The sequence below is a fragment of the Parabacteroides goldsteinii genome, assembly GCF_020091425.1.
Lineage (GTDB): Bacteria > Bacteroidota > Bacteroidia > Bacteroidales > Tannerellaceae > Parabacteroides > Parabacteroides goldsteinii.
This window is the reverse complement of record NZ_CP081906.1, coordinates 2,566,171-2,592,496: the sequence shown is the minus strand read 5'-3', so window position 1 is coordinate 2,592,496 and position 26,326 is coordinate 2,566,171. Positions and strand designations below refer to the sequence as shown.

The window sequence follows — 26,326 nt, the reverse complement described above, 5'->3', positions numbered from 1 at the left end:
AAAATTGAGAATTGAAAATTAATGGGGATGAATGGAGTTAAGATGGAGGCGGTTGGTAAGAACTACGGGCAGGTAGAGGCTTTGCAGGATATTTCCCTGGATATACGTCCCGGCGAACTGTTCGGCCTGATTGGTCCCGACGGGGCAGGGAAGACCACCTTGTTCCGTATCCTGACGACTTTATTGCTGGCGGATAAAGGGACGGCTACCGTCTGTGGTCTGGATGTCGTGCGTGATTATAAAAAGATACGTACGATGGTCGGTTACATGCCCGGCCGTTTCTCGTTGTATCAGGACCTGACGGTCGAAGAGAACCTGGATTTCTTTGCTACCGTGTTTAATACTACGGTAGAAGCCAACTATGACCTGGTTCACGACATTTATGTTCAGATAGAACCTTTTAAAAAACGGAAAGCAGGAAAATTGTCCGGAGGTATGAAACAGAAGCTGGCATTGAGCTGTGCTTTGATTCACCGCCCCGAAGTCCTTTTTCTGGATGAACCGACAACGGGTGTCGACCCGGTTTCCCGTGTGGAGTTCTGGGATATGCTGGACCGCTTGAAGAGGCAGGGCATTACGATTATGGTTTCCACTCCTTATATGGATGAGGCTTCCCGTTGCGACCGCATTGCTTTGATGCGTTCCGGCCAGTGCTTGTCCGTCGATACGCCGGCAGGCATCCGTGCTTCTTTCGGCAGGCAGCTGTGGACTGTCCGGTCGGCATCCATGTTCAGGCTGCTGACGGACCTTCGTTCTTTTCCGGGAACCTATTCCTGTTATGCCTTTGGCGATGCCCATCATCTGACATTAAAGGAAGATGGCAGGGAGATGAATGCTTTGATGCAGTTCTTGAAAGATAAAGGATATGCAGATGTCGCTATTGAACCGGTCGAGCCAAGTGTGGAAGATTGCTTTATGGCTTTGTAAAAACGATAGAGTGAAATGTAATACCATATATTGTGATAGAAAATTCTCATATATTATGATATTGGAATTGTATAATATATGAGAATGCAGTATCATAATATATGAGAATTTTATCTGATAAAAGTATATATACAATGAACGTAATAGAAACAGACAGTCTGACTAAGCGCTTCGGAACTTTTACCGCGGTAGATCATATCAGCTTTGAAGTGGGAGAAGGAGAGATCTTTGGTTTCCTGGGAGCCAATGGCGCCGGAAAGACGACGGCGATGCGTATGCTTTGCGGACTGTCGACACCCACCTCCGGCAAGGCCCGTGTGGCAGGTTTTGATGTATATAAGGAGACCGAGCAGATCAAACGCCATATCGGCTATATGAGTCAGAAGTTTTCCCTGTACGGTGACTTGAAGGTCTGGGAAAATATCCGTTTGTATGGCGGTATCTATGGTCTGTCGAAGAAAAAGCTGGCGGAGAAGACGGATGAACTGCTCGATGTACTGGATTTGGAGGGCGAGCGGAACACGTTGGTCGATGCGTTGCCTTTAGGCTGGAAGCAGAAGCTGGCCTTCTCCGTCGCTATCATCCACGAACCCCGTATTGTTTTTCTGGATGAGCCTACGGGTGGTGTCGATCCGGTTACCCGCCGCCAGTTTTGGGAGTTGATCTATAAAGCGGCGGAACGCAATATCACTGTCTTTGTCACCACCCATTATATGGATGAAGCCGAATATTGCAACCGTGTCTCTATTATGGTCGACGGAAAAATCGAAGCGCTGGACAGTCCGGCTGCTTTGAAATCGTCTTTCCATGCCGAAAATATGAATGATGTGTTCCGTGCCCTGGCGCGAAAAGCAACAAGAGGTGAATAGTTATGAAACAGTTTATATCTTTTATCCGCAAAGAATTCTTCCACATCTTCCGCGACAAACGGACCATGTTGATTTTATTGGCTATGCCGATTATCCTGATTATTCTGTTCGGCTATGCGATTACGACGGAAATAAAATGTGTGCCGATTGCTGTGTTTGACCAAAGCCGGGATGAAGTGAGCCGGAAAATCACCGAACATCTGGGGGCAAGCGAGTATTTTGATTTGTATAAAATGGTAGACAGCGAAGCGGAAGCTCAATCCCTCTTTAAACAGGGTAAGATTAAACTGGTCGTTGTTTTTCCGCCTCAATATGCTTCCACGGCGGATGCGGATGTCCAGTTGCTGGCAGATGCAACCGACCCGAACGAAGCGACCCAGCTGACCGCTTATGCAACCACCATCATCGCTTCTGCCAAAGCGGAGATACAAGGAAATCTCCTTCAGCCGGAAGAAAAAGCGCAGCTTATGCAGGCTGGCATTACGCCGGTCACTCACCTTCTCTACAACCCCACCATGAAAGGCGCCTACAACTTTGTGCCGGGGGTAATGGGATTGATATTAATACTGATATGTGCCCTGATGACCTCCGTAGGCATCGTGAAGGAGAAGGAGATGGGTACGATGGAAGTGTTGCTGGTTTCGCCGATGAAGCCGGTCTATATCATTCTGGCAAAAGCGATTCCCTATCTTTTATTGAGTATAGTGAATGTGGCGACAATCCTTGCCCTGTCTTATTTCCTGCTGAAGGTTCCGATTGCGGGGAGCCTGGTTCTGCTGGTGGCAGTTTCCATCCTGTATGCCCTGGTTTCCCTTTGCCTCGGTCTGTTGATATCGACGATAGCCGACACGCAACAGGCTGCCATGCTGATTAGTGCTATGGTGTTGATGCTGCCGGTGATTCTGCTCAGCGGCATGGTATTTCCCATAGAGAACATGCCTGATATATTGCAATGGCTTTCCAATATCGTGCCGGCCAAATGGTATATTATCGCAGTGAAAGATGTGATGATAAAAGGGTTAAGTGCCGGAGCCATCCTGAAGGAGATAGGGATACTGTCGTTTATGGTCATATTCCTGGTGATTCTTAGTGTGAAACGTTTTAAGACTCGTTTGTGAGATAAGAAGTTATGAAAACATTACGATATTTACTTGAAAAAGAGTTTAAGCAGATCAAGCGCGACCGGTTTTTACCGCGCATCATCTTTTTGGTACCGTTGATGCAATTGCTTATCCTGCCTTTTGCCGCCAATTTCGAAATGCGTAATATCAATCTGGGAGTGATTGACCATGATCATTCCGTGGTGTCTGTGCAGCTGGTCGAAAAGATTCTTTCGTCCGGTTATTTCCGGCTGACCGATGTGTCTTCCAGTTATGATCAGGCGATCACCTCGATAGAAAGTAACGAGTCGGACCTGTTGCTTGAAATCCCGGCAAAGTTTGAACAGGAGCTTGGCCGGGAAGGAAAGGCGGATGTCCTGATTGCTGCAAACGCAGTGAACGGAACAAAAGGAGGGATGGGTAGCTCTTACCTCACACAAATTATTCAGGATTTTAATCGGGATAAAGGTTTCACCTCTGCTGCCGTGAGTAGTGGAGTGCGGGCAACGGCTCTTTTTAATCCGCATCTGAATTATAAGAATTATATGGTGCCGGGTATCCTGGTCTTTTTGTTGACGATTATCGGTGGTTTCCTTTCGGCCCTGAATATAGTCAGCGAGAAGGAGAAAGGGACCATCGAACAGATTAATGTGACGCCTGTCCCCAAAACATTGTTCTTGCTGTCGAAGCTGATTCCTTTTTGGGTAATCGGTTTTATCCTGTTGACGATCGGGGCCATTGTGGCATGGATTATTTACGGTTTGCTGCCGGTCGGCAATATGGGGATTATTTATTTGTTTGCGGCAGTTTATCTGATTACTTTTACAGGTTTGGGGTTGGCAATATCTTCTATATCGTCCAACCAGCAACAGGCGATGTTCACGGCTTTCTTCTTCTTGATTATATTTGCTTTGTTGAGCGGACTTTTTACCCCGATCAGCAGTATGCCGCAATGGGCACAGACTATAACATTATTTAATCCGGTACGTTATTTTATAGAAGTGATGCGTATGGTTTATCTGAAAGGCAGTTCGTTTTCCGATTTGAGCGGACATTTCATTGTCGTTTGTCTTTTTGCTGTATTATTTAATGTATTGGCTGTGATAAGTTATAGGAAAAAATAGTAAATCCCAAATACGTAATATAGAGTGCCGGATGGTAGAAACGGACAAACGGAGATAATGGTTTTGGCTAGTTGAATGTTTTACAGCATACTTAACGATATTTTACAAACATCTTACTGCTTTTTAACGTGACTCTTTTATATTTGATTCAAATCTGAAACAATATTTCAAATATGGAAAGCGTTATTCCAAATATGGAAAAAGGAGAAGAAAATTATAAGGTGCCGAATTTGGAGAAAGGAATTGCGGTGCTTGAATATCTTTCGCTTCGTCCACAGGGTGAGACGCTGCAAGATATTAAGAATAAGCTGGATATCTCCCAGACTACTGCTTATCGTATTTTGAATACATTGGTTCGATTGGATTATCTTAACTATAATGAAGACACGAAACGCTACAAATTGTCCCGAAAATTGCTAACTTTGGGCTTCAGATCGTTGAATGAACATAATTTGTTGGAGACAGTATTGCCTTGTTTGCGTGATTTGCGTGATAAAGTAGGGGAGACTGCCTGTTTTGGTGTACTAGGAGATGAGAAAGGAATTTTTATAGAGCAGGCGCAGGGACATCATACGTTCCGCTTTGTTCTATCGCCGGGGAAATCATTTGAATTACATTGTTCTGCACCCGGAAAAGCGATTATGGCTTATCTGCCAAACACGGTCCGCGACCGGTATTTGTCGTATATGACATTTGCGAAGTATAATGCGCGGACGATTACTAACCGGGATGCTTACCTGGAAGAATTGGAAAAAGTCCGTAAGCTGGGTTATGCTATGGATAATGAAGAAGAATTGAATGGTGTGATCTGTGTAGGTGCTCCTATCTTTAACTACACAGGCTATCCATGTGGCGCCATCTGGATATCGGGTCCCAAAGACAGGTTAACAAAAGAAATATTCCATTCAACGGTTGCGAGCATCAAGGAGGTCGCTCAGAATATTTCGGCTGAATTAGGATATAGTAAAAACACAAAAAAATAAATAATACCATGAGGACGAGTAAATACATATTAAGAACTTCATTGATGGCATGCTTTGTCAGTTGTTGCATCTCATTTGCATCGGCTGATAATCCGCCTTTTTTTACGACTGATATAAAACTGAATGATAAAGGGGAAATGCTTCTGACTGAAAAAGGAATGAAGCGGGTGGATGTATTTTCAGCCGACGGCAAACTGCTGCGTTCTTTCCCCATGGATGAAACACCGACCGGTATTTTGGTTGACGGCGATAAGGCCTATGTGACGACCTTTGAGAAGACGGGGAAGTTACAGATCTTATTGTTGGAATCGGGTAGGGTGGAAGCTGCTATCCCTACAGGGTCGGGTGCCTGCCATCCGATGTTCGGACCGGATAAAAAGACAATCTATGTCTGTAACCAGTTCGAAAACACCGTGTCGGAAATTGATCCGGTGAATCATAAAGTACTACGCACGGTTAAGGTACTTCGCGAACCGAAATCCGCCGTATTCAGCAAAGACGGTAAATATATGTATGTAACAAACTTCCTGCCGGCACAACGTGCGGACCTGGATTATGTGGCAGCCTGTGTTTCCGTGATTGAAATGGATGGTTTTACCAAAGTGAAAGATATTCAGCTGGCAAACGGTAGTAATGCTTTGCGTGGCATTTGTATTACGCCTGACGGTAAATATGTATATGTGTCGCATAATTTGGGACGTTTCGCCGTACCGACTTCGCAGTTGCAGCAGGGATGGATGAATACGAGCGCTTTCAGTATCATCGATACGGAAAAGCAGGAGTTTGTCGGTGCCGTTGTTGTTGACGAACCGGAAAGAGGTGCTGCCGGTATCTGGAGTATCGATTGTAATGACGATCATATCTTTATTTCACATTCCGGTACTCACGAGGTGAGTGTGATCGATCATCCGGCTTTGCGTGAAAAGTTTGAAGCCTATCCCAATAAGGCGATGCTGGATTATGACCTGAATTTCCTGTATGGCATCCGCGAACGTGTTCCGTTGCAGGGTAACGGTCCCCGTGCGATGGCTCTGACCAACGAGAAACTGGTTGTTCCTACATATTTTGCCGATGTTCTGAATGTAATGGATATTAATACCCGTGAAGTAACGTCGACAGAATTGAATCCGGGACGTACGGAAAGCAATATAAATAAAGGAGAAAAATATTTCAACGACGCCTCCCACTGTTTCCAGAACTGGCAGAGTTGTAACGGTTGCCACCCGGGGGATGCCCGTACGGATGGTATGAACTGGGATTTGATGAACGATGGCGTAGGAAACTCAAAGAACTGCAAAAGTTTGTTGTTTAGCCATGTGACTCCTCCCAATATGATTTCGGGAATCCGTGCTTCTGCGGAGGTTGCCGTGCGTGCAGGATATAACTTCATCCAGTTCTTCGATATTACCGAAGATGATGCAAAATGCGTGGATGAATATCTGACGTCATTGCGTCCGGTGCCGAGTCCTTTGCTGGTGAACGGCGAATTGTCCGATAAGGCGAAAGAAGGACGTAAAGTCTTTGAAAAACTAAAATGTGGTGAATGTCATAGCGGACCTTATTATACAGACATGAAGATGCATCGTATCGGTGAAGATATCGAGTTTGAAAAAGGGTGGGATACTCCGACTTTAAGAGAAGTCTGGCGTACGGCTCCTTATTTGTTCGATGGTCGTGCAGCTACAATGGAGGAAGTCTTTGAAGTGCACAAGCATGGAATTGATAAGAAGGTATCCAAGAAAGATATTGAGGCTTTGGTTGAATATGTAAACTCACTCTAAAAGGAGGGATCGATGAATTATTGCGAGAAGATACGTTATAACATTTACACTACTGAGAAAGCGGATTTTGAGGAAATGGTGGATAAGCTGCTTGCCCAATTACCGCAGAACGAACAAATATTCAGGCTGGCCTTTTTCGGCATGCCGGATGATAATGAACAATATGTTTCGCGCCGCGTAACGTTGCGTGAAAAGGTTCGTAAATACTATGGGAACCATGAACCGGTGTTGAGTTATGTATCCCAGCCGCCATTGAACGGAGGTTTGATACTGGAGGCTCATACATATACGCCGGATGAAGAAGACCATATTACATATAAACATATCGGGACATTCCCGTATGTGGTATTGGTAAATGGCAGCGGCCGTTTCCTGTTTGCCGGAGGTTTCCATGGCGATGTGATTAATTTCGGTATCGAGCAACAGTCTAAGGAAGTGTTCAAGCTGGTATCGGAGTTGTTGAGGAAGGAAGGATTCCCGATCAACAGCATCATCCGCCAGTGGAACTATATCGAGCAGATCACTAAGTTTGACGGTGAAGACCAGCATTATCAGATATTCAATAATGCCCGTAGCGATTATTATGCCATGACAACCTGGGAAAACGGTTATCCGGCAGCAACGGGTATCGGTGCGAATCTGGGAGGCATACTGGTTGATTTGGATGCTGCCGTATTCTCGAATCCGGATTGTTATGCAACACCGATCGACAATAAATTGCAGGTGGCTGCCCACGCTTATTCCGAAGGAGTACTGGAGCCGGCCCACAGCAAAAAGACGACTCCGAAGTTCGAGCGCGCCAAGAGCATGACATTTGGAGAACGTGAGGTGATCTATATCTCCGGAACTGCGGCTATCCGTGGCGAGGAGAGTTTGATAGGAGTGGGGTTGGAGCGCCAGCTTCATATTACGATGGAGAATATCGCTGAACTGATCGGTGAGGCGAAATTGAAAATGCTCCGGGTCTATCTGAAAGAGAAATCTTTCTTTGAAGAAGCTGAAAGGCTGTTGAATGCGTATGAGTTGAATATCCCCATATCATATATGTGGGCTGATGTTTGTCGGGATGAATTATTAATAGAGATAGAGGGAATAGCAGTGTTGTAACCCCTGCCATATCATGTTGACCGTTTGGCGAAATAAAGCAAATATTACTAACATAAATTAAAACAAAAATGAAAAAAGGATTGAGTATTAAAACAATGGCTGTGGGGCTTTTATTAAGTTCTATGGTTGCATGTACTGGTAACAAAACAAGTGACGCTACTTGTTGCAACGGAGAGGGCGAATGCACTGAACAGAGCAAATGCGATAAAAATTCTAATTGTAAAACTAATAAAGAAATGACTTATTCTAAGAAGTACACAAACGCCGACTTCTACAAGGACGGCAAATTCGATCAGGCAGTAGCTATCGAAGCAATGAAAGACATGTTTAAGTTCTATGATGTTCCTTTTACTGAACTGATGGCTAAAGACATGTGGGTTACAGATTTCGGTCTGGGTGACTTTGAAAACGTTGGTATGGGTGGTATTTTCTGGATCAACGATGCAGAACACGGATACTTCGCTCACGCTATCTATCTGCTTCCGGGACAGATGATCCCTGAACACGCTCACGTAAAAACTAAATTCCCTGCAAAACACGAATCATGGATGGTTGAAAAGGGATGGGTTTATAACTTCTCTGTACTTGGTGACGAAACTCCGAACGCTCCTGCAATTCCTGCAAGTCACGGACCTATCAAGAGCAAAAACTTCGTAGTTCAGAAAGTCGGTGATGTATTGCGTCTGAAAGAACTTGAATCATTCCACTTCATGATGGCAGGACCGGAAGGTGCTATCGTTGACGAATGGGCTTGTTATCATGACAATGACGGTTTGCGTTTCACAAACCCGAAGGCGTCTCTCTAACTCCAATCGTAGTTGTTAACACCTTATATTAATATTGAGATACATGAATAAATATTTTTTATTAGTATCACTCTTTTTATCTACTTCCTTCCTTGTTTCGGCCGCGCCGAAACAAAAGAAGGCGGATACCTGGATTGATGCATCAATTAAAGCAAAAACGGAACTGCAAACCCAGCTTCAGAAAACAGGAATGCCGATTATTTCCTCTTTCAAGAAGCATAAGGAAAAAGCAGAACCTTTTGCTGTTGACTTGAAAGGCGTAGATAAGCTGGTGCTTATCACAGCCGGAGGTCCGGATGGTTCTGATTACGACCAGGCTGTTTGGGGTAATGCCCGTTTGATTAAAGCGGACGGTACTGCTGTTTGGTTGGATGAAGTTCCTTTCGAATATGGTGTTGCCGGTTGGGCAAAGCCAAAAATGAATATTAATGCTTACGACCATGAGATTTTCATTGCAGGCAAAGAATACAAACACGGTGTTTTCTGTCATGCAAACGGAACTTTGGTTTATCCTATTAAAGGTGAATATGTTCGTTTTGAAGCTGAAGTAGGTATCGACGATACTTCTTCCGGCGGTAGCGTGTATTTCCAGGCATTGAACGTTGTTCCGAAGTTTGTCGGCGATGAACTGATCGCTAAATATCCGGAACAGATCGGTATGCTGGGCGCTATGATGGACGGTTTGGACACTTGGTTGATCACCCCGGATGCCTCTATTGAAAAACAAGCAGTAGAAGCAATGGTAGGTAAGTTGAAAGACGGTTCTTATTATAAGAGTGTCGTTCAGCAGATCGCTAACGAAAAAGATGTAAATACACAAATCCGTAAATATCTGGAGTTGTTTGAAAAACTTCAGGATGTTTATGCGCTTCAGGGCGAACTGGAATGGCTGAATATCGATGCTATCAAGTTGGCATTTGCAGATATGAGCAAGCAGAAAGGTTTTGATGCTGTTAAATATCAGCCGATGCTGAATGAATTGGTACAACTTCAGCAGAAAGGTTTCAGTGGCATTTACAAAGGAGACGAACAAGCTATTGCCGATGCTCGCAAGGCATTGGATAATAAGAAGGCTATTTTGTTAGGCAACCCGTTGTTGGATGCAGACAAGATTGTTGCCGTACGTTATAAATTAGGCTCTACTGCTCGTCAGGCAATGGCTCCTTCTTTGGGAACACAAGCTAACAACTGGAGTAACCAGGAATCTGCCCGTCGTAGTGGTTTCGATGCAGAGATCGTTGAATTGTCTAACCTGCGTGGTGACATGCAGATGAAGAGTATCTTCAAACCGATCGTTCCCGATGCCTCTATCGCTGACCTGAGAATGCACTGGGATGCAAACCGCGTTATGTTCACAACCCTGATGGGCGAGAACGACAAACGTTGGAATGTATACGAAGTAAAACTGGATGGAACAGGCTGCAAAAAGCTGATCGAGAATGAAGAACCTGACTTGGAATTCTATGATGGTACTTATCTGCCGGACGGACGTATTATTGCTAACTCCAACATCGGTTACCAGGGTGTTCCTTGCGTAAGCGGTGATGACCCGGTTGGTAATATGGTTCTTTATACTCCGGAACAGAAGAATCTGCGTCGTCTGACATTTGACCAGGATGCCAACTGGAACCCGGTTGTAATGAATAACGGACGTGTGATGTATACCCGTTGGGAATATACTGACCTGACTCACTATTATTCTCGTATCGTGATGCATATGAATCCGGACGGAACAGAAAACAAGGCTTTGTATGGTAGTGGTTCAATGTTCCCGAACAGTACGTTCGACATTCAGCCGTTGCCCGGACATGGTTCTGCTTTCGTTGGTATTATCTCAGGACACCACGGTGTTGCCCGTTCAGGACGTCTGATCATCTTCGACCCGACAAAGGGACGTAAGAATGTACAGGGTATGGTTCAGGAAATTCCTCACCGTAACCGTCCTATCCAGGAGTTGATCAAAGACGAATTGGTAAATGGCGTATGGCCTCAGTTCGTTAAACCGACTCCGCTGAATGACAAATATTTCCTGGTTGCAGCCAAGTTAGACCCGCAGTCTTTGTGGGGACTTTATCTGGTCGACATCTATGATAACGTTACTTGTCTGATGCAGGCTGAAGGTGAAGGTTATATCAGCCCGATCCTGGTGAAGGAAACAAAAACACCTCCGGCAATTCCTGATCGTGTGAAGCTGAATGAAAAAGAAGCTACTATCTTTATTCAGGATATTTATGAAGGTGAAGGTCTGCGCGGTATTCCTCGCGGAACTGTGAAAGAACTTCGTCTGCATGCTTATGAATATGCTTATGTGAAGACTCGTTCAGACCACAACTGGCACGGTATCCAGAGTGGTTGGGATATCAAACGTTTGTTAGGTACTGTACCTGTTGAAGAAGACGGTTCGGCTATCTTCAAAGTTCCGGCTAATACTCCGATCTCTATCCAGCCGATCGACAAGGACGGCGTTGCTGTTCAGTGGATGCGTAGTTGGGTAACCGGCCAGCCGGGTGAAGTGGTATCTTGTATCGGTTGTCACGAAGACCAGAATCAGATTCCTATTCCGAAACGTGTGATGGCTTCTCAGAAAGCGGCTGCTCCGTTGAAGGCTCCTGAAGGTGGTGTTCGTTCATTCACATTCGACCTGGAAATTCAGCCAATCCTGGATCGTGCTTGTATCGCTTGTCATAATGGCGAAGGCAAGGCATTCGACCTGCGTGGCGGTAAGAAAGACAAACTGGGTTATGGCACATCTTATCTGAACATTCATCCGTACGTACACCGTCAGGGTGGTGAAGGTGATATGGTTGTTCTTCAACCGTATGAATATCATCCGAACACCAGCGAATTGGTTCGTATCCTGAAGAAGGGTCACCATAACGTGAAACTGACTGACGCAGAATGGTTGAAACTGTACAACTGGATCGACTATAATGCTCCTGATAAAGGTTACTTCGATGCAAACGTTCTGGGTAAGGAAATCATCCCGTATCAGGGATTCGATCAGATCGAACGTCGTAAAGAATTGACTGACAAATATGCTAATGGCATGGGTGTAGACTGGAAGAAAGAAATCGCTGACTACGCTTCTTATCTGAAAGCTCAGGGCCCGATCACTCCGGTTATGCCTGAAAAGGCAGCTCCTGTAAAGGTGAAGAATGTGAAAGCTAAAGGCTGGCCGTTCGACAAAGCAGCTATCAAAGATATGCTTGCCAAGGAAACGAGCAACCGTAAAGAGATTGAAATCGCTCCGGGCGTGAAGATCAATTTCGTTCGTATCCCTGCCGGTGAATTCGTAATGGGTAGCTATAATGGCGAATCTGATGCTTATCCTACAGCTAAGGTGAAGATCGACAAACCGTTCTGGATGGGTGAAATGGAAATTACCAACCAGCAGTTCAATGCGATTTATCCGGATCATGACAGCCGTTTCGTAGACCAGTTGTGGAAAGACCACGTAGTACAGGGTTATCCGGCTAACGAGCCGAATCAACCGGTAATCCGTGTAAACTACAATGATGCAATGGATTATTGTAAGCAACTGAGCGAAAAGACAGGTCTGAACATTACGCTTCCGACAGAAGCACAATGGGAATGGGCTTGCCGCGCAGGTAGCGACAGTGATTTCTGGTATGGTGATATGAATACTGACTTCGGTAAATATGAAAACCTGGCTGACAAGACTACTTTACTGTTCGCAGTAAGTGGTGTAGACCCGAAACCGATGTCTCCGAATTCTTATTGGTATAAGTATTATACTTATTTGCCGAAAGAAGAAGGAGTAGACGACGGTCAGCTGATCCAGACAGGCGAAAAGGTGTATGAAGCCAACCCGTTCGGTTTGTATAACATGCACGGTAATGTTTCAGAATGGACCCGTTCAGACTATGTGCCTTATCCGTATAATCCGAAGACAAAACTGACTTCAGATCATAAAGTGGTTCGTGGTGGTTCATATATCGAACGTCCGAAATTCTCTACTGCTTATGCACGTAAGGCTTACTATCCGTACCAGCGTGTATTTAACGTAGGTTTCCGTGTAATCATCGAAGACTAATCCCTAAGATATGTCCTAGATATAGATAAAATCTATTAGGTGGCCCCGGTAAGGCCGGGGTCACTTAATTGAAAATTCTTATCTTTGGCGGCATAACTTAATAAAACAACAAATGAAAGCAACTCTCGAAAGAATACTATCTTCCTTTGTAACAACAATTGTCTTGTTACTCCTCTATGGTTTTGGCCTGGCTGTCGCCACTTTTATAGAAAAGTATCATGGAACAGCAGCTGCCAAAGCAATGATTTATTATTCCCCCTTATTCTTTTTGTTGCAGTTTCTTTTAGTCGTTAATTTTATTGTCATTGCTGTTAAGTACCAATATTGCAAGCTGCACAGATGGGGCTTAATGGTAGTTCATACTTCCTTTATCATTATCCTTCTTGGCGCCCTTACATCCTTCCAGTTCGGCGAAGAAGGCATCCTTCATATCCGCGAAGGAGAATCAACCGATCAGATAGCAGTCCGCCAGGGCGATCTGACAACATTCCACACTTTACCCTTCACCGTAGAATTGGTGAAATTTACTTTAACCCGCTATCCGGGTTCGTCCAGTCCGTCTTCTTATGAAAGCGAATTGCTGGTGCATGTAGACGGTAAAACACGCCACGAACATGTATTTATGAATAATGTGTTAGATGTAAAAGGTTACCGTTTCTTCCAGGCTTCTTACGATCCGGACGAACAGGGTACCGTACTTTCCGTCAACCGCGATGTAGCCGGACGGAATATAACGTATACAGGTTACCTGTTGTTGGTAATCGGTCTTATCTTATCCTTAGTAGGGAAGAATTCCCGCTTTATGGCGTTGAGCCGCCGTTTGAAAGAATTTCGCTCTGTTGCACAGTCGGCAACAATGATTATCGCTTTGCTAGCATTATCGGTGTCGGTAAATGCGAAAGAAGAAACTTCGTCCATGCTGGATGCCGTACAGAAATATGCGGTGTCTCCGGAACATGCCGCTAAGTTCGGCGCATTGCCGATCCAGTCGCATAGCGGCCGTATGATGCCTATCAATACCTTTTCTTCGGAAATCCTGCGTAAGCTGCATAAGTCGGACAAGATCGGAAATCTGAATTCCGACCAGTTCCTGCTGAGCCTGCTTTCCATGCCGGATATGTGGATGCGTGTTCCTTTTATCGCTTTATCCAATAAAGAACTGGCTAATTATTACGACCTGACAGACGGCGAATGTGCTTATCTTCAGGCATTCGATAATAAAGGCGATTATAAATTGCAACAGAAACTGGAGGAAGCCTACAACAAGATGCCTGCCGAACGGACCCGTTTCGACAAGGACTTGCTGAAACTGGACGAGCAGATCAATATCTTCCACCAGTTGATCAATTACCAGATGTTGAACCTGTTCCCGAAAGAGGACGATCCTAACCATAAATGGTATGCCCCCGGTGATGACTTGTCCGAATTTGCCGGCAAAGACTCCATGTTTGTTTCCCGGATCATGGGCTGGTATCTGGCCGAAGTGCAGGATGCTTTGCAGGGTGGCGACTGGTCGAAAGCCAATGAGGTGATCGACATGATCAGTACTTATCAGCAGGCAAAGAACAAAACACTGGATATCTCTCCGAAAAAGATAGAGACAGAATTGAAATATAACAAGATGGACGTGTTCCGTCAGTGTAAGAAAGGCTATCTGATCCTGGGAGGATTGATGCTTGTACTCTCTTTCGCCATGCTGTTCAAACAGCAGAAGTGGATGAAGGCTGGTCTCTGGATAGTGGGAATAGGCGTGTTGGCTGTATTCCTTTTACACATGTACGGCATGGGGATGCGTTGGTATATTGCCGGATATGCGCCGTGGAGTAACTCGTATGAAACAATGGTATATGTTGCCTGGGCGACAGTCTTGGCCGGTCTGCTGTTTGTAAGACGCAGTACGGTGACCTTTGCACTGGCCACTTTGTTTGGCGGTATTATCCTGTTCGTCTCCGGACTGAACTGGATGGACCCTGAAATCAATCCGCTCGTTCCGGTATTGAAATCGCCGTGGCTGATGTTCCATGTGGCCGTAATCGTTGCCGCTTATGGCTTCTTCGGTATCAGTTGCCTGATCGGACTGACGAACTTGGTGATGACGAGTATCGCCGGAAAGAAAAATACGGAATTGCTGAAAACCCGTGTGAAAGAACTGACTATCGTCAATGAAATGTCGCTCTGGGTAGGGTTGGCTTTGATGACGATCGGAACATTCCTCGGTGCCGTTTGGGCGAACGAGTCATGGGGACGTTACTGGGGATGGGACCCGAAAGAAACATGGGCATTGATTACGATGGTGGTTTATGCCGTTGTTGTTCACCTTCATCTGGTGAGACGCTGGTATAGCGACTGGTTATTCAATCTGTGCTCGGTCGTTGCTTTCTCATCCGTATTGATGACATTCTTCGGAGTGAATTATTTCCTGAGCGGCATGCACTCGTACGGACAGAACGATAATGTACATGGAATCTTTACTTATTTGTATATAGCCGGTGCAGTTGTGATCGTTCTTGGCGTATTGTCCAGGATTGGCTTTAACAAAACGAAGGAGAAGGAAAATGGGTAGTTTTTGCCTGTTGTGGTCTACCTACTTGGTAAGCATGATCTACCTACTAGGTAGACACGGTTAACCTACTAGGTAGGCAAGGTCGGGTCCGTTACCAGATAAAGTGGATATAAAACGAATGAATTATTAATATAGAAGTTAAACATTAAATTTTAGTGATCATGAGAACATTTAATCATGTAGGTATCATTACCAACGAAAACCAAGAAGGTGCAATGTTCAACGAAGGTTTGAACGTATGGTTAACCGATTACAGCAAGAGCCCTAACAAGATCGAATTCCTGAAGTTTGACGATCCTGCAAAGAGTTGTCTGCCTGAATTGGTTAAATCAAATGGTCATATCGCTTATACAGTTCCTTCACTGGACGAAGCGCTGAAAGATGCAAAGGTGATCTTTGGCCCGGCTGTATGCGACGAACATCTGACTATCGCTTTCATCGAAGAAGAAGGCATCGCAATCGAATTAATGGAAATCAAATAATTTATAAACCTAAACGAAACAAGGAGGAAAAACACCATGGCAGAAATTAAGACTAAATTTATAAATGATCCCGAACAAGTAACTCCGGAATTGCTGGAGGGTTATGTATTGGCTTATCCTGATCAGGTAAAGCTGGCTGCTGAAAACATTGTTGTTCGCGCTAATCCGAAAAGCGAAGACAAAGTAGCTATCGTTACATTAGGCGGTTCTGGTCACGAACCTGCATTGAGCGGTTTCGTAGGCGACGGTATGCTCGACTGCTCCGTAGTAGGCGACGTATTTGCTGCTCCGGGTGCACAGCGTCTGTTCCAGGCTTTGCAGTTGATGAAACGCGAAGCAGGTATCCTGTTGGTTGTATTGAACCACTCAGGCGACGTGATGAGTGCAAACATGGCTTGCCAGCTGGCAGAACGCGTAGGCATCAAAGTTAAACAGCTTTTGACTCACGATGATATCAGTGCCGGTATCGGTGCTCCGACAAACGATCGTCGCGGTTTGGCTGGTTGCGTACCTTTGTATAAGATTCTGGGTGCTGCTGCCGACGAAGGCAAATCATTGGACGAACTGATCGAGATTGGCGAACGTTACAACGAAAAAGTAGCTACTTTGGCTGTTGCTATGCGTTCTTGTACTCATCCGCAAAACAATGCAACAATCACTGACCTGCCTGCCGGTATCATGGAAATCGGTATGGGACAGCACGGTGAAGGTGGTGGCGGCCAGAAACCGCTGGTATCTGCCGATGCTACTGCTGCCGAAATGGTTGACCTGCTGTGTCAGCAACTGCAACCGAAGGCTGGCGACAAGATGATGCTTATCATCAACGGCGTAGGCGCTACTACTCATATGGAATTGAATATCATCTTCCGTAAGGCTTACAAAGAATTGGAAGCACGTGGTCTGGAAGTAGTATTCGGCCGTATCCAGGAAATCCTGACAGTTCAGGAACAAGCCGGTTTCCAGATGATCGTAGGTATTTTGGATGAAGATCATATTGACTACTTAAAGAACAAGAGTGCAAACGCACCGTATTGGACAACTATCGGTAAATAAACAAATAAACATGAAACAACTGACTATTGAGGCTTTCAAAGGTATGCTGAATAACGCCTTAACGCATATCAAAGCCCGCGAAGACGAATTCTCTAAACTGGATGCGGTAATCGGTGACGGCGATCACGGACAGGCTATCGTAACTGCTTTCTCTGTTGTAGTGAAAGCTGGCGAGAAAGGGACGGAATTCAAATCTATGCTGAATGACATGGGATTTGGCGTGATGCTGGAAACGAGCGGATCGACAAGTACCCTGTTAGGAGCATTTTTCCTTGGAATGAGCGACAACGCTACCGGCACTGAACTGGATGCTGCCGGTGTGAAGAAGATGTTTGCCGGAGGCCTTGCAAACGTGCAGAAACAGACACAAGCTAAGAAGGGTGATAAAACCATGATGGACGCCCTGATCCCCGCAATCGAAGCAATCGAAGCATCTACTTCGGACGATATCAAGGAAATCATGACAGCAGGTGCTGAAGCAGCTATCAGAGGTGCTGAAGAAACTGTCAACATGAAAGCAAACTTCGGACGTGCCCGTAACTACGGCGAACGTTCTATCGGTTATGCCGATAGCGGTGCTACTTCCTGGAGCTGTATGTTTGCCTCTTTCGCAGAAGCATTATAATAGAATAACTAACTTTTTTAAATATAGAAAATAGAAAAATGGCAGATTTAGATGATTTGAGAGAAGGCAGTAACTTCGGTTTAGGTGTTAGCTCTCAACAACAGAGTTTCCATGTGAAGGGTGCTGAAAACCTTCCCTGGGGTATGAAAGATCGTTTATCACGTATCTTCAACCCGAAAACAGGCAAAGCCGTAATGTTGGCTTTCGACCACGGCTTCATCATGGGACCGACTTCAGGTTTGGAACGTATCGACCTGAATATTGTACCGCTGATTGAATATGCCGACTGTATCATGTGTACACGCGGTATCCTTCAGTCTTCAATCCCGACAACAACAAACAAACCTATCTGTTTGCGTTCGGATGCTGGTACTTCTATCCTGACTGACCTGAACGACAACGTTCTGATCGACATAGAAGATGCTATCCGCATGAACGTTTCAGCTATGGCTGTGATGTTGGCTATCGGTGACGAAGCACACGAAGCGAAGACGATCGCCAACCTGTACAAGGCTGTAGATAAAGGAACTCGTTATGGTATTCCTGTAATGGGTGTGACTGCTGTCGGCAAACAGATGGCACGCGACGCTCGTTACTTCGGTCTGGCTTCCCGTATCTGTGCTGAAAACGGTGCAAATATCGTGAAGACTTACTATTGCGAAGGTTTCGAAAAAGTAGTTGCTGCTTGTCCGGTTCCTGTTGTGATTGCAGGCGGTAAGAAATTACCTGAACTGGAAGCATTGGAACTGTGTTACAAGGCTATCAACGACGGTGCTGCCGGTGTTGACATGGGACGTAACGTATTCCAGTCTGAAAATCCTGTCGCTATGATCCAGGCTGTTCACGCAGTGGTTCATGACGGTTTGACTCCGCAACAAGGTTTCGAAAAGTTCCAGGATTTGTCTAAGTAATTAATTATTATACTCCGAAGGGGCGGGGCTCTGCTCTGCCCCTTGTTGTATCTAAACATAACATAATACATATATTGAATTGCCATGAAGAAAATATTCACATTATTGTGCTCTGCTCTTTTCTTATTTGCTGCCACTTCCTGCCAGCAAAAGGCTCAGAAATTATTGTTGGCCGGTTCAGGCTGGAATAAAGTCGTTATCATTGACAAGAATACAAAGCAGATAGAATGGGAGCATCCTATACAAAAAGGTTGGGAATGTAATTCAGCCGTTGCTACTCCGGACGGAAATATCCTGTTCGCCTATAAAAAAGGTGCAAAACTGATTACCCGCGATCAGAAAGAGTTATGGAACATTCCGGCTCCGGATACTTGCGAGATGCAGACAGCCCGTGTATTGCCCGACGGTAATTACCTGTTGGCATGGTGCGGCCATCCGGCTAAGATCATGGAAGTGAGCCCGAAAGGCGAGATACTTTCAGAAACTGTATACGAAACAGGTATCGACCACCCGCATGCTCAGTTCCGCCAGGTGAACAAGAACAAGGCAGGCAACTATCTGATGCCTCTTTTCGCTACATCTGAAGTACGTGAAATCTCTCCGGCCGGCGAACTGGTTAAAACAACGAAGCTGGAAGGTACTCCGTACAGCACTGTATTGCTGAACAACGGCAATTACATGGTAGCTTGCGGTGACGGACATTCTCTGATGGAAGTAAATCTGGACAAAGGCGAAATAATCCGCCGGATCGGCGAAAAGGACATCGAAGGTGTTTCTTTATTCTTTGTTGCCCAGCTGTTGCCTACTTCAAACAACGGTCTGTATATCTGTAACTGGCAGGGACACGACCCCAGTGCAAAAGAATCAAACAACCCACAGTTGATGGAGATCGACGGTAACAACAAAGTTATCTGGAGCCTGAATGACAACGATACATTCGGCATGATCTCTTCTGTCTGCCCGATCGACTAAGTAGATTATCTATAACTGGTTGTAACTGATTCCCCTCTTGAGAGGGGATAAGGGGTGTGTTATTGTTCGCCTATATGACTGGCATTAACACACCCCCTGCCCCCTCCCGAGAGGGAAACAGTTACTTTCTTCACTCTCCACAGAAGGATTTATAACTTTCTCCATTTTTTATATATCTTTGCTAAACGTTAAACCTAAAAACAAACTTAATATCATGAAATTGCAACCAATCGACATCTTTATCATCGGACTCTATCTGGTGGCCATGATCGTCATCGGATTAGTGTTAAAGAAAAAGGCGTCGAAAAACATGGACTCCTACTTCCTGGGAGGAAAAACACTACCTTTTTATATGTTAGGCTTGTCTAACGCATCCGGCCAGTTCGATATCTCTGGTACTATGTGGATGGTTACACTAGCCTTTATTTATGGAATCAAAAGTGCCTGGGTGCCCTGGCTCTGGCCTGTATTTAACCAGATCTTCCTGATGGTCTATCTCTCTGTCTGGCTCCGCCGGTCGAATGTGCTGACAGGGGCGGAATGGATACAGACACGGTTCGGAAAGAACAAAGGCGCCAGCCTGTCGCATACGATTGTCGTTATCTACGCCCTGATCGGTGTGCTGGGGTTCCTTAGCTACGGCTTTATCGGCGTGGGTAAATTTATGGAGATATTCTTCCCATGGGATTTTGTTTCCCAGTATGTCCCGTTTGATATACCGGCTGAATACGTGCCGCATGCTTACGGTATATTCTTTACAGCCATCGCCACGATCTATGTGATGCTGGGCGGTATGTTGAGTATCGTATGGACCGATGTGGTTCAGTTTGCCATTATGACGGTTGCCGGTATCACGATTGCCGTTATCGCTATGATGAAGGTAAGCCCTGAAACGATTGCTTCTATCGTACCTGCCGGTTGGGACAGCCTGATGCCTGGGTGGAACCTTGATTTGCATTGGACCGACATTTTCAGCGATGTAAATACAAAGATAATGAACGACCAGTTCGGTTTGTTCGGGATTTTTATTATGATGATGCTTTTCAAAGGAGTGTTCAATAGTATGGCGGGACCTGCCCCCAACTACGATATGCAGAAGATCCTTTCCTGCCGTAACGGTAAGGAAGCAGCCTTAATGAGCGGTTCTGTTCCTGTCATCCTGCTTATCCCGCGTTATCTGATGATTATGGGATTTACGATCCTGGCGCTGGCTTTCTTCAAAGACCTGGATTTGACGACAAAGACCGGAGCGATCGACTTCGAACTGATCCTGCCGAATGCTATTAATCAGTTCGTGCCCGTTGGAGTATGCGGATTTCTGCTTGCCGGATTGCTTGCTGCCTTTATGTCTACTTTTGCCTCTACGGCCAACGCGGCGCCTGCTTATATTGTAAATGATATCTATAAAAAATATATCAACCCGAATGCCAGCAACAAGACGATGATCCGTGCCAGCTATATCGTAACGGTAGCGGTGGTTGTTGTCAGTGTGGTGATCGGTTTCTTCGTGGAGAGCGTAAACTCCGTCCTGCAATGGATCACATCTGCTTTGTATGGCGGATATATTGCAGCCAACCTGCTGAAATGGCATTGGTGGCGTTTTAACGGGAACGGTTATTTCTGGGGAATGATTACCGGTATCCTGGCCGCTATGGTATGCCCGTTCATCTTCGACGGCTATACGATGGTAGACGGACATTTTGTGGAAAGGGTGGGCGAGTATGCCAATAATGCTCCGATGCTGCCGTTGTTCTACTTCCCGGTTTTACTGGTTGTTTCCCTGATCGGTTGTATCGTCGGTACTTATGCGGCTCCTCCGGTAGAAGACGAAACGCTGGAACGTTTCTACATCACCGTACGTCCGTGGGGTTACTGGAAACCTGTTTATAATAAGGTTGTTGCCAAATATCCGCAGGTGAAAGCGAATAAAAACTTCAAACGCGATATGTTCAATGTGGCTGTCGGCATTATCTGGCAGATGTGTCTGACCATTATCCCGATGTATATCGTGATCCGTGAAGGCATGCCGTTGATAACCAGCATCCTGATCCTGGCTATCACTACGTTGGTGCTGAAAAAGAACTGGTACGACAAGATGAGCAAGGATGAAGTCGAGTATAATGCTTTGATGGAAGAACTGAAATTGAATGAAAAGAAGTAATTTTGTATTGTCAAATAAAACAAATCAATAAGAAATGGATAAACTGAAAATTATTGGCGAACCGCTGCCCGATATGCCTTGGGAAGACCGCCCGGCTGATTGTAAAGATGTGATCTGGAGATATTCGAATAATCCGGTGATTCCCCGTGATATTATCCCTACATCAAACAGTGTGTTTAACAGTGCTGTCGTTCCGTTCAAGGGAGGTTATGCCGGCGTGTTCCGTTGCGACGATACCAACCGCCGTATGCGTCTGCATGTCGGTTTCAGTGCGGATGCTATCCACTGGAATATTTCTGAGACAAAGCTGGAGTTCGAATGCGAGGACGAAGAGATAGGCAAATTCGTTTATGCGTATGACCCTCGTGTATGCTTCATCGAAGACCGCTATTATATCACTTGGTGTAACGGCTATCATGGCCCGACGATCGGTGTGGCTTATACATTCGATTTCGAAATATTCCATCAGTTGGAAAATGCTTATCTGCCTTTCAACCGTAACGGTGTGATGTTCCCGCGTAAGATCAACGGTAATTTCGCCATGCTGAACCGTCCGAGTGACAATGGCCATACGCCGTTCGGCGACATTTTCTACAGCGAATCGCCTGATATGTGCTTCTGGGGAAAACATCGTCATGTGATGGCTCCGGCTCCGTTTGAAGTGAGCGCCTGGCAATGTCTGAAGATCGGGGCAGGTCCTATTCCTATCGAGACATCGGAAGGCTGGTTGCTGATCTATCATGGCGTATTGCAGTCATGCAATGGCTATGTATATAGCTTCGGTGCCGCCCTGTTGGATCTGGATCAGCCCTGGAAGGTAAAATATCGCACGGGGCCGTACCTGCTTTCTCCGCAAAAGGATTATGAATGTGTAGGTGACGTGCCTAACGTGACATTCCCGTGTGCCGCCCTGCATGATCCCGAATCTGACCGTATCGCTATCTATTACGGCTGTGCGGATACCGTGACAGGTCTTGCTTTCGGTTATATCAGCGAAATCATCGAGTTTACAAAGAAAAATTCTATTGTATAAATTCGTATATTTCCATTAATAGGAGAATACGTTTTCTAAAAAGGGGGGTGCGTCAAAAGGAAAGAGTGTCAAGAGTCTCATCAGTCTCACCCCCCTTTTTCATTTTCTGCATTTTTGTTCAGATAAAGATTTCTGCACTTATATATCTGAAATATAGCTTATTATATTTATATTCTCTTTTTTCTCTCTTCAATTTATTCCTTTTTTTATTAAAGTTTCGGACGCACTTCTTCTTTTGGAGTATGGTTATTCTGTTATATTGGGTAAGCATAATATGAAAAACGGGTAAGCACCGGAAGAAAAACGGATAGGCACCGGAGGAAGAACGGATAGGCACCGGTGAGTTAACGGATAACTACTCACTAAAAATGTCCGAAATAAAGAGAAAAAACGGTTTTTTATGCTTGAATTTGAATCTTAAAACAGGCTGTATATTGATGTATATCAATATATTATATGTATTTTTGGGGAAAAGCGTATTTTCAGAAATGGGGGTGAGACTGATGAAACTCTTGACACTCCTGTCCTTCATGGGATAGTCAGAAACACGAAATGACATAAAACAAAAACCTCAGAAATTAAATTCCTGAGGTTCTCTGTGGGCAGTGATGGATTCGAACCACCGAAGTCGAAAGACAGCTGAGTTACAGTCAGCCCCATTTGGCCACTCTGGTAACTGCCCAGTGCAAAACTTACGTTTTATAGGAAAATCTCTCTTTTCCTTTGAGCCTCTTGTCGGATTCGAACCAACGACCCCGAGATTACAAATCACGTGCTCTGGCCAACTGAGCTAAAGAGGCATTCAGTATTTCTGTTTTGCGAGTGCAAAGGTAGTGATTATTTCTAATCTCGCAATAGGGGAGGGCGTTTTTTTGTATACTTTTTTTTATCTTTCTTTTCAAATACAATCTATCTCCCTGATTAATAATAAGAAAAGATTAGACATTTTTTTAAGAAAAATAGTAGAAGTGAAAATAAATTCTTATTTTGCCGACTCATATAATATCACTTAATCTAAAATCTATTATCATGAGCATTAACAGAAGACAATTTTTAAGAAGATCATTGGCGGGAAGTGCAGCTATCGTTGTAGGCAAAGAGATGAATGCTGCCAATACGCCGGTCAGCGGGAGTTCTTTTTCACAGACAGAAGACCTGTTTCCCCCGGCAAAAGGAAAATCCGTTTTAGGACTGCGTTGTAAACCTTTGAGTACCGTCCGTATCGGTGTTGTCGGTCTGGGAAGAGGGGCAGGCGCCGTAAAGCGTATGGCACAGATCGAGGGAACGGAGATTGTGGCTATCTGTGATCTGAATCCCGAACGGATTGAGAATAGCCAGAAAACACTTAAAAACAGTAACCGGAAAGAAGCAGTCGCATATACCGGAGAAGAAGACTGGAAGAAAATGTGCGAACGCGATGATATCGACCTGATTTATAATGCCACCCCTTGGGAGTTGCACGTACCTATTGCCCTTTATGCCATGGATCATGGAAAACATGTTGCCATCGAAGTGCCGGCTGCGCTAACGGTAAAGGATTGTTGGGCGTTGGTCGACAAGGCCGAAGAAACGCAGCTTCATTGCATGATGCTTGAAAATTGTTGTTACGACTTCTTTGAATTGGCCACATTGAATATGGCCCGCCAGGGACTGCTGGGAGAAATTATTCATACCGAAGGCGCTTATATCCACGACCTGAGAGGCTCGAAGTTTAAAGGCTATTATAAACATTGGCGCCTGGAATACAGTAAATACCATACCGGAAACCCGTATCCCACACATGGACTCGGCCCGGTTGCCCAGATTCTGGGAATCAACCAGGGAGACCGGATGGATTACCTGTCATCGGTTTCGACCAACCAGTTCGGCCTGGCTCTTTGGGCGAAGGAAAATCTGAAAGATGACGAACGTATCACCCAATCGGAACGGTATGCCCTGGGGGATATGAATACGACCATTATCCATACTGTGAACGGCAAGTCTATCATGATTCAGCATGATACGACATCGCCCCGTCCTTATTCCCGTATCCATCTGGTGCAGGGAACGAAAGGGATGGCTGTTAAATATCCGGAGCAGAAGGTGGCTGTACAGCCCGATACGCATTCTTTCCTGAAAGAAGGGCCTCAAAAGGAAGTGATGGCGGATTATGAACACCCTCTGAGCAAATACATCGGCGAACGGGCAAAGAAAGTCGGTGGTCACGGTGGTATGGACTTTATCATGGACTGGCGTCTTATCTATTGCCTGCGTAACGGTTATCCGCTGGATCAGAGTGTGTACGATGCGGCTGCCTGGTCATGTATCGTCGAATTGAGCGAACGTTCTGTCCTGAACAAGAGCTGCTCTGTGGCTGTTCCTGATTTTACCCGCGGTGCCTGGCGTGATTATAAGCCCTGGCCTGTGATTGACATGAAAGATATTTTACACGGATAAATTGTAGACAAAATAAAACTCCTGAAAGCCGGCTGCTCTTTCGATAGCCTGCACTTTCAGGAGTTCCGTAAGTAATATGATAGCATTGTTTATTTCTTCAAAAGAACTTCTTCGATAGCCTTTTTGAAATCAGCCTTGCTCATGGCACCTCTTGCCATCTGCGGTTGTTCGCCCATCGGACAGAACAGGAGGGAAGGAATGCTCCGGATGCCGAAAGAAGCTGCCAGTTCTTCTTCTTTTTCCGTATCGACCTTATAGATGTCTATTTTTCCTTCATATTCGCCTGCCAGCTCTTCCAGGATAGGGGCAATCATTTTACAAGGACCGCACCAGGTAGCGAAGAAATCGACGATACAAGGTTTGTCACCCTCGTATATCCATTTATCGGGACTTGCTTCATAATTGGCCACTTTACTCAGAAATTCTTGTTTTGTCAACTCTTTTACTTTCATGATTCTAACTCCTTATTGTTTAGTTATTATTTCTCTTTCTATTTTACATAACAAAGTTACGACCTTATATGCTTGTAACTGTTTGCTGTATTTCCTTAATAATTGACATTTTTCCCTTGGGGTGATCGGTAAACAAAAAGCCGTTCGGAGAACATTCCCCCCGGACGGCCTTATCTGGTTTAAATCACACTACTTATTAATATCAATATCTTTCGCCAACGGCATCCCAATCAACGATATTCCATAAGGCATTCAGATGATCGGGACGGCGGTTCTGGTAATCCAGGTAATAAGCATGTTCCCATACATCGAATCCCAGGAGAGGAACCAGTCCGTGTGCAACGGGGTTGCTGCCGTTTGGCTCTTTGGTAATTGAAAGTTTGCCGTCTTTATCTTTTGCCAGCCATACCCATCCGGAACCGAATAGACCGGCGCCTGCTGCGTTGAACTCTTTCTTGAAGTTATCGAACGAACCCCAGGTTGCTTTGATGGCTTCCGCCAGCTTTCCTTTAGGTTCGCCGCCGCCTTTGGGGGAGAACTGGGTGAAATACAAGTTATGGTTGAGTATCTGTCCGGCATTATTAAAGATAGCGCCGTCGGATTCTGCTACGATCTGTTCCAGGGGAGCGTTTTCAAACTTTGTACCCGGAATCAGGTTATTCAGGTTGTTTACGTAAGCCTGTAAATGTTTTCCGTGATGGAACTCAATTGTTGCTTGACTGATAACCGGTTCCAATGCATTTGCCGCATAAGGCAATTTAATTAATTCGAATTTCATAATTTCTTCTTTTTTATCTGTTATTTGACTACTACTATTATTACTATTATTAGTTACCAACAATAATAAACTGAGGCATAATGTAAGCATGACTAATAAGTTTTATGTT

Annotated in this window: 20 protein-coding genes and 2 tRNA genes; 18 read left to right on the top strand and 4 right to left on the bottom strand. The window is 45.1% G+C overall.

What is annotated here, in order from left to right:
- Positions 1–27 precede the first annotated feature (27 nt).
- From K6V26_RS11875 to K6V26_RS11795, 17 genes are all read left to right on the top strand, one after another.
- Entirely contained in the window at positions 28–927 is a 900-nt protein-coding gene (locus K6V26_RS11875) for an ABC transporter ATP-binding protein (RefSeq protein WP_010802808.1), read from the top strand.
- Positions 928–1,061: 134 nt separating this feature from the next.
- On the top strand, positions 1,062–1,796 hold the full coding sequence (locus K6V26_RS11870; RefSeq protein WP_010802809.1) for an ABC transporter ATP-binding protein: 735 nt from the start codon (positions 1,062–1,064) through the stop codon (positions 1,794–1,796).
- 2 nt (positions 1,797–1,798) lie between these two features.
- Positions 1,799–2,914: an ABC transporter permease gene (locus K6V26_RS11865; RefSeq protein ID WP_048316211.1), complete on the top strand. Its 1,116-nt coding sequence runs from the start codon at positions 1,799–1,801 to the stop codon at positions 2,912–2,914.
- A gap of 11 nt (positions 2,915–2,925) precedes the next feature.
- Complete coding sequence (locus K6V26_RS11860; RefSeq protein ID WP_224265427.1) at positions 2,926–4,020, top strand: ABC transporter permease; 1,095 nt, start codon at positions 2,926–2,928, stop codon at positions 4,018–4,020.
- Between the two features lie 173 nt (positions 4,021–4,193).
- On the top strand, positions 4,194–5,003 hold the full coding sequence (locus K6V26_RS11855) for an IclR family transcriptional regulator (protein ID WP_007655969.1): 810 nt from the start codon (positions 4,194–4,196) through the stop codon (positions 5,001–5,003).
- Between the two features lie 8 nt (positions 5,004–5,011).
- Positions 5,012–6,784 carry a YncE family protein gene (locus K6V26_RS11850; RefSeq protein WP_007655970.1) on the top strand — a complete coding sequence of 591 codons (1,773 nt, stop codon included), beginning with the start codon at positions 5,012–5,014 and terminating at the stop codon, positions 6,782–6,784.
- A gap of 12 nt (positions 6,785–6,796) precedes the next feature.
- On the top strand, positions 6,797–7,891 hold the full coding sequence (locus K6V26_RS11845; RefSeq protein WP_224265426.1) for a chorismate transformation enzyme, FkbO/Hyg5 family: 1,095 nt from the start codon (positions 6,797–6,799) through the stop codon (positions 7,889–7,891).
- Positions 7,892–7,959: 68 nt separating this feature from the next.
- A complete protein-coding gene (locus K6V26_RS11840) occupies positions 7,960–8,697 on the top strand; it encodes a cupin domain-containing protein (RefSeq protein ID WP_007655974.1) in 738 nt (245 codons plus the stop codon).
- Between the two features lie 43 nt (positions 8,698–8,740).
- Entirely contained in the window at positions 8,741–12,751 is a 4,011-nt protein-coding gene (locus tag K6V26_RS11835) for an SUMF1/EgtB/PvdO family nonheme iron enzyme (RefSeq protein ID WP_224265425.1), read from the top strand.
- Between the two features lie 112 nt (positions 12,752–12,863).
- Positions 12,864–15,314, top strand: a complete 2,451-nt coding sequence (gene ccsA, locus K6V26_RS11830; RefSeq protein WP_224265424.1) for a cytochrome c biogenesis protein CcsA — start codon at positions 12,864–12,866, stop codon at positions 15,312–15,314.
- 161 nt (positions 15,315–15,475) lie between these two features.
- A complete protein-coding gene (locus K6V26_RS11825; RefSeq protein ID WP_007655979.1) occupies positions 15,476–15,796 on the top strand; it encodes a hypothetical protein in 321 nt (106 codons plus the stop codon).
- Positions 15,797–15,832: 36 nt separating this feature from the next.
- Complete coding sequence (locus K6V26_RS11820) at positions 15,833–16,849, top strand: dihydroxyacetone kinase subunit DhaK (RefSeq protein ID WP_195586337.1); 1,017 nt, start codon at positions 15,833–15,835, stop codon at positions 16,847–16,849.
- A 10-nt stretch (positions 16,850–16,859) separates the two neighbouring features.
- Positions 16,860–17,474 (top strand): DAK2 domain-containing protein, encoded by a 615-nt coding sequence (locus tag K6V26_RS11815; protein ID WP_224265423.1) that lies wholly within the window; start codon positions 16,860–16,862, stop codon positions 17,472–17,474.
- 38 nt (positions 17,475–17,512) lie between these two features.
- Entirely contained in the window at positions 17,513–18,385 is an 873-nt protein-coding gene (lsrF, locus tag K6V26_RS11810) for a 3-hydroxy-5-phosphonooxypentane-2,4-dione thiolase (RefSeq protein WP_007655985.1), read from the top strand.
- Between the two features lie 84 nt (positions 18,386–18,469).
- The gene (locus K6V26_RS11805) at positions 18,470–19,357 is read left to right on the top strand and encodes a beta-propeller domain-containing protein (RefSeq protein ID WP_010802815.1); all 888 of its coding nucleotides are present in this window, start codon (positions 18,470–18,472) and stop codon (positions 19,355–19,357) included.
- A gap of 214 nt (positions 19,358–19,571) precedes the next feature.
- Positions 19,572–21,518: a sodium:solute symporter family protein gene (locus K6V26_RS11800; protein ID WP_224265422.1), complete on the top strand. Its 1,947-nt coding sequence runs from the start codon at positions 19,572–19,574 to the stop codon at positions 21,516–21,518.
- Positions 21,519–21,552: 34 nt separating this feature from the next.
- On the top strand, positions 21,553–22,551 hold the full coding sequence (locus tag K6V26_RS11795) for a glycoside hydrolase family 130 protein (protein WP_224265421.1): 999 nt from the start codon (positions 21,553–21,555) through the stop codon (positions 22,549–22,551).
- A gap of 599 nt (positions 22,552–23,150) precedes the next feature.
- Here the strand turns inward: K6V26_RS11795 and K6V26_RS11790 are convergent.
- Positions 23,151–23,233, bottom strand: a tRNA-Tyr gene (locus tag K6V26_RS11790).
- A gap of 44 nt (positions 23,234–23,277) precedes the next feature.
- A tRNA-Thr gene (locus K6V26_RS11785) sits at positions 23,278–23,351 on the bottom strand.
- A gap of 229 nt (positions 23,352–23,580) precedes the next feature.
- Here K6V26_RS11785 and K6V26_RS11780 point away from each other — a divergent pair.
- Positions 23,581–24,987, top strand: coding sequence for a Gfo/Idh/MocA family protein (locus K6V26_RS11780; protein ID WP_007655993.1), 1,407 nt, complete (start codon positions 23,581–23,583; stop codon positions 24,985–24,987).
- 89 nt (positions 24,988–25,076) lie between these two features.
- Here the strand turns inward: K6V26_RS11780 and trxA are convergent, their stop codons facing one another.
- A complete protein-coding gene (gene trxA, locus K6V26_RS11775) occupies positions 25,077–25,439 on the bottom strand; it encodes a thioredoxin (RefSeq protein ID WP_007655995.1) in 363 nt (120 codons plus the stop codon).
- A 202-nt stretch (positions 25,440–25,641) separates the two neighbouring features.
- Positions 25,642–26,307, bottom strand: a complete 666-nt coding sequence (locus tag K6V26_RS11770; protein WP_284705610.1) for a superoxide dismutase — start codon at positions 26,305–26,307, stop codon at positions 25,642–25,644.
- Positions 26,308–26,326 lie beyond the last annotated feature (19 nt).

Excerpts from the sequence above, each read along its gene's own strand:
- K6V26_RS11875 (WP_010802808.1), top strand. The coding sequence starts at position 28 with ATGAATGGAGTTAAGATGGAGGCGGTTGGTAAGAACTACGGGCAGGTA.
- K6V26_RS11870 (WP_010802809.1), top strand. The coding sequence starts at position 1,062 with ATGAACGTAATAGAAACAGACAGTCTGACTAAGCGCTTCGGAACTTTT.
- K6V26_RS11865 (WP_048316211.1), top strand. The coding sequence starts at position 1,799 with ATGAAACAGTTTATATCTTTTATCCGCAAAGAATTCTTCCACATCTTC.
- K6V26_RS11860 (WP_224265427.1), top strand. The coding sequence starts at position 2,926 with ATGAAAACATTACGATATTTACTTGAAAAAGAGTTTAAGCAGATCAAG.
- K6V26_RS11855 (WP_007655969.1), top strand. The coding sequence starts at position 4,194 with ATGGAAAGCGTTATTCCAAATATGGAAAAAGGAGAAGAAAATTATAAG.
- K6V26_RS11850 (WP_007655970.1), top strand. The coding sequence starts at position 5,012 with ATGAGGACGAGTAAATACATATTAAGAACTTCATTGATGGCATGCTTT.
- K6V26_RS11845 (WP_224265426.1), top strand. The coding sequence starts at position 6,797 with ATGAATTATTGCGAGAAGATACGTTATAACATTTACACTACTGAGAAA.
- K6V26_RS11840 (WP_007655974.1), top strand. The coding sequence starts at position 7,960 with ATGAAAAAAGGATTGAGTATTAAAACAATGGCTGTGGGGCTTTTATTA.
- K6V26_RS11835 (WP_224265425.1), top strand. The coding sequence starts at position 8,741 with ATGAATAAATATTTTTTATTAGTATCACTCTTTTTATCTACTTCCTTC.
- ccsA (WP_224265424.1), top strand. The coding sequence starts at position 12,864 with ATGAAAGCAACTCTCGAAAGAATACTATCTTCCTTTGTAACAACAATT.
- K6V26_RS11825 (WP_007655979.1), top strand. The coding sequence starts at position 15,476 with ATGAGAACATTTAATCATGTAGGTATCATTACCAACGAAAACCAAGAA.
- K6V26_RS11820 (WP_195586337.1), top strand. The coding sequence starts at position 15,833 with ATGGCAGAAATTAAGACTAAATTTATAAATGATCCCGAACAAGTAACT.
- K6V26_RS11815 (WP_224265423.1), top strand. The coding sequence starts at position 16,860 with ATGAAACAACTGACTATTGAGGCTTTCAAAGGTATGCTGAATAACGCC.
- lsrF (WP_007655985.1), top strand. The coding sequence starts at position 17,513 with ATGGCAGATTTAGATGATTTGAGAGAAGGCAGTAACTTCGGTTTAGGT.
- K6V26_RS11805 (WP_010802815.1), top strand. The coding sequence starts at position 18,470 with ATGAAGAAAATATTCACATTATTGTGCTCTGCTCTTTTCTTATTTGCT.
- K6V26_RS11800 (WP_224265422.1), top strand. The coding sequence starts at position 19,572 with ATGAAATTGCAACCAATCGACATCTTTATCATCGGACTCTATCTGGTG.
- K6V26_RS11795 (WP_224265421.1), top strand. The coding sequence starts at position 21,553 with ATGGATAAACTGAAAATTATTGGCGAACCGCTGCCCGATATGCCTTGG.
- K6V26_RS11780 (WP_007655993.1), top strand. The coding sequence starts at position 23,581 with ATGAGCATTAACAGAAGACAATTTTTAAGAAGATCATTGGCGGGAAGT.
- trxA (WP_007655995.1), bottom strand. The coding sequence starts at position 25,439 with ATGAAAGTAAAAGAGTTGACAAAACAAGAATTTCTGAGTAAAGTGGCC.
- K6V26_RS11770 (WP_284705610.1), bottom strand. The coding sequence starts at position 26,307 with ATGCTTACATTATGCCTCAGTTTATTATTGTTGGTAACTAATAATAGT.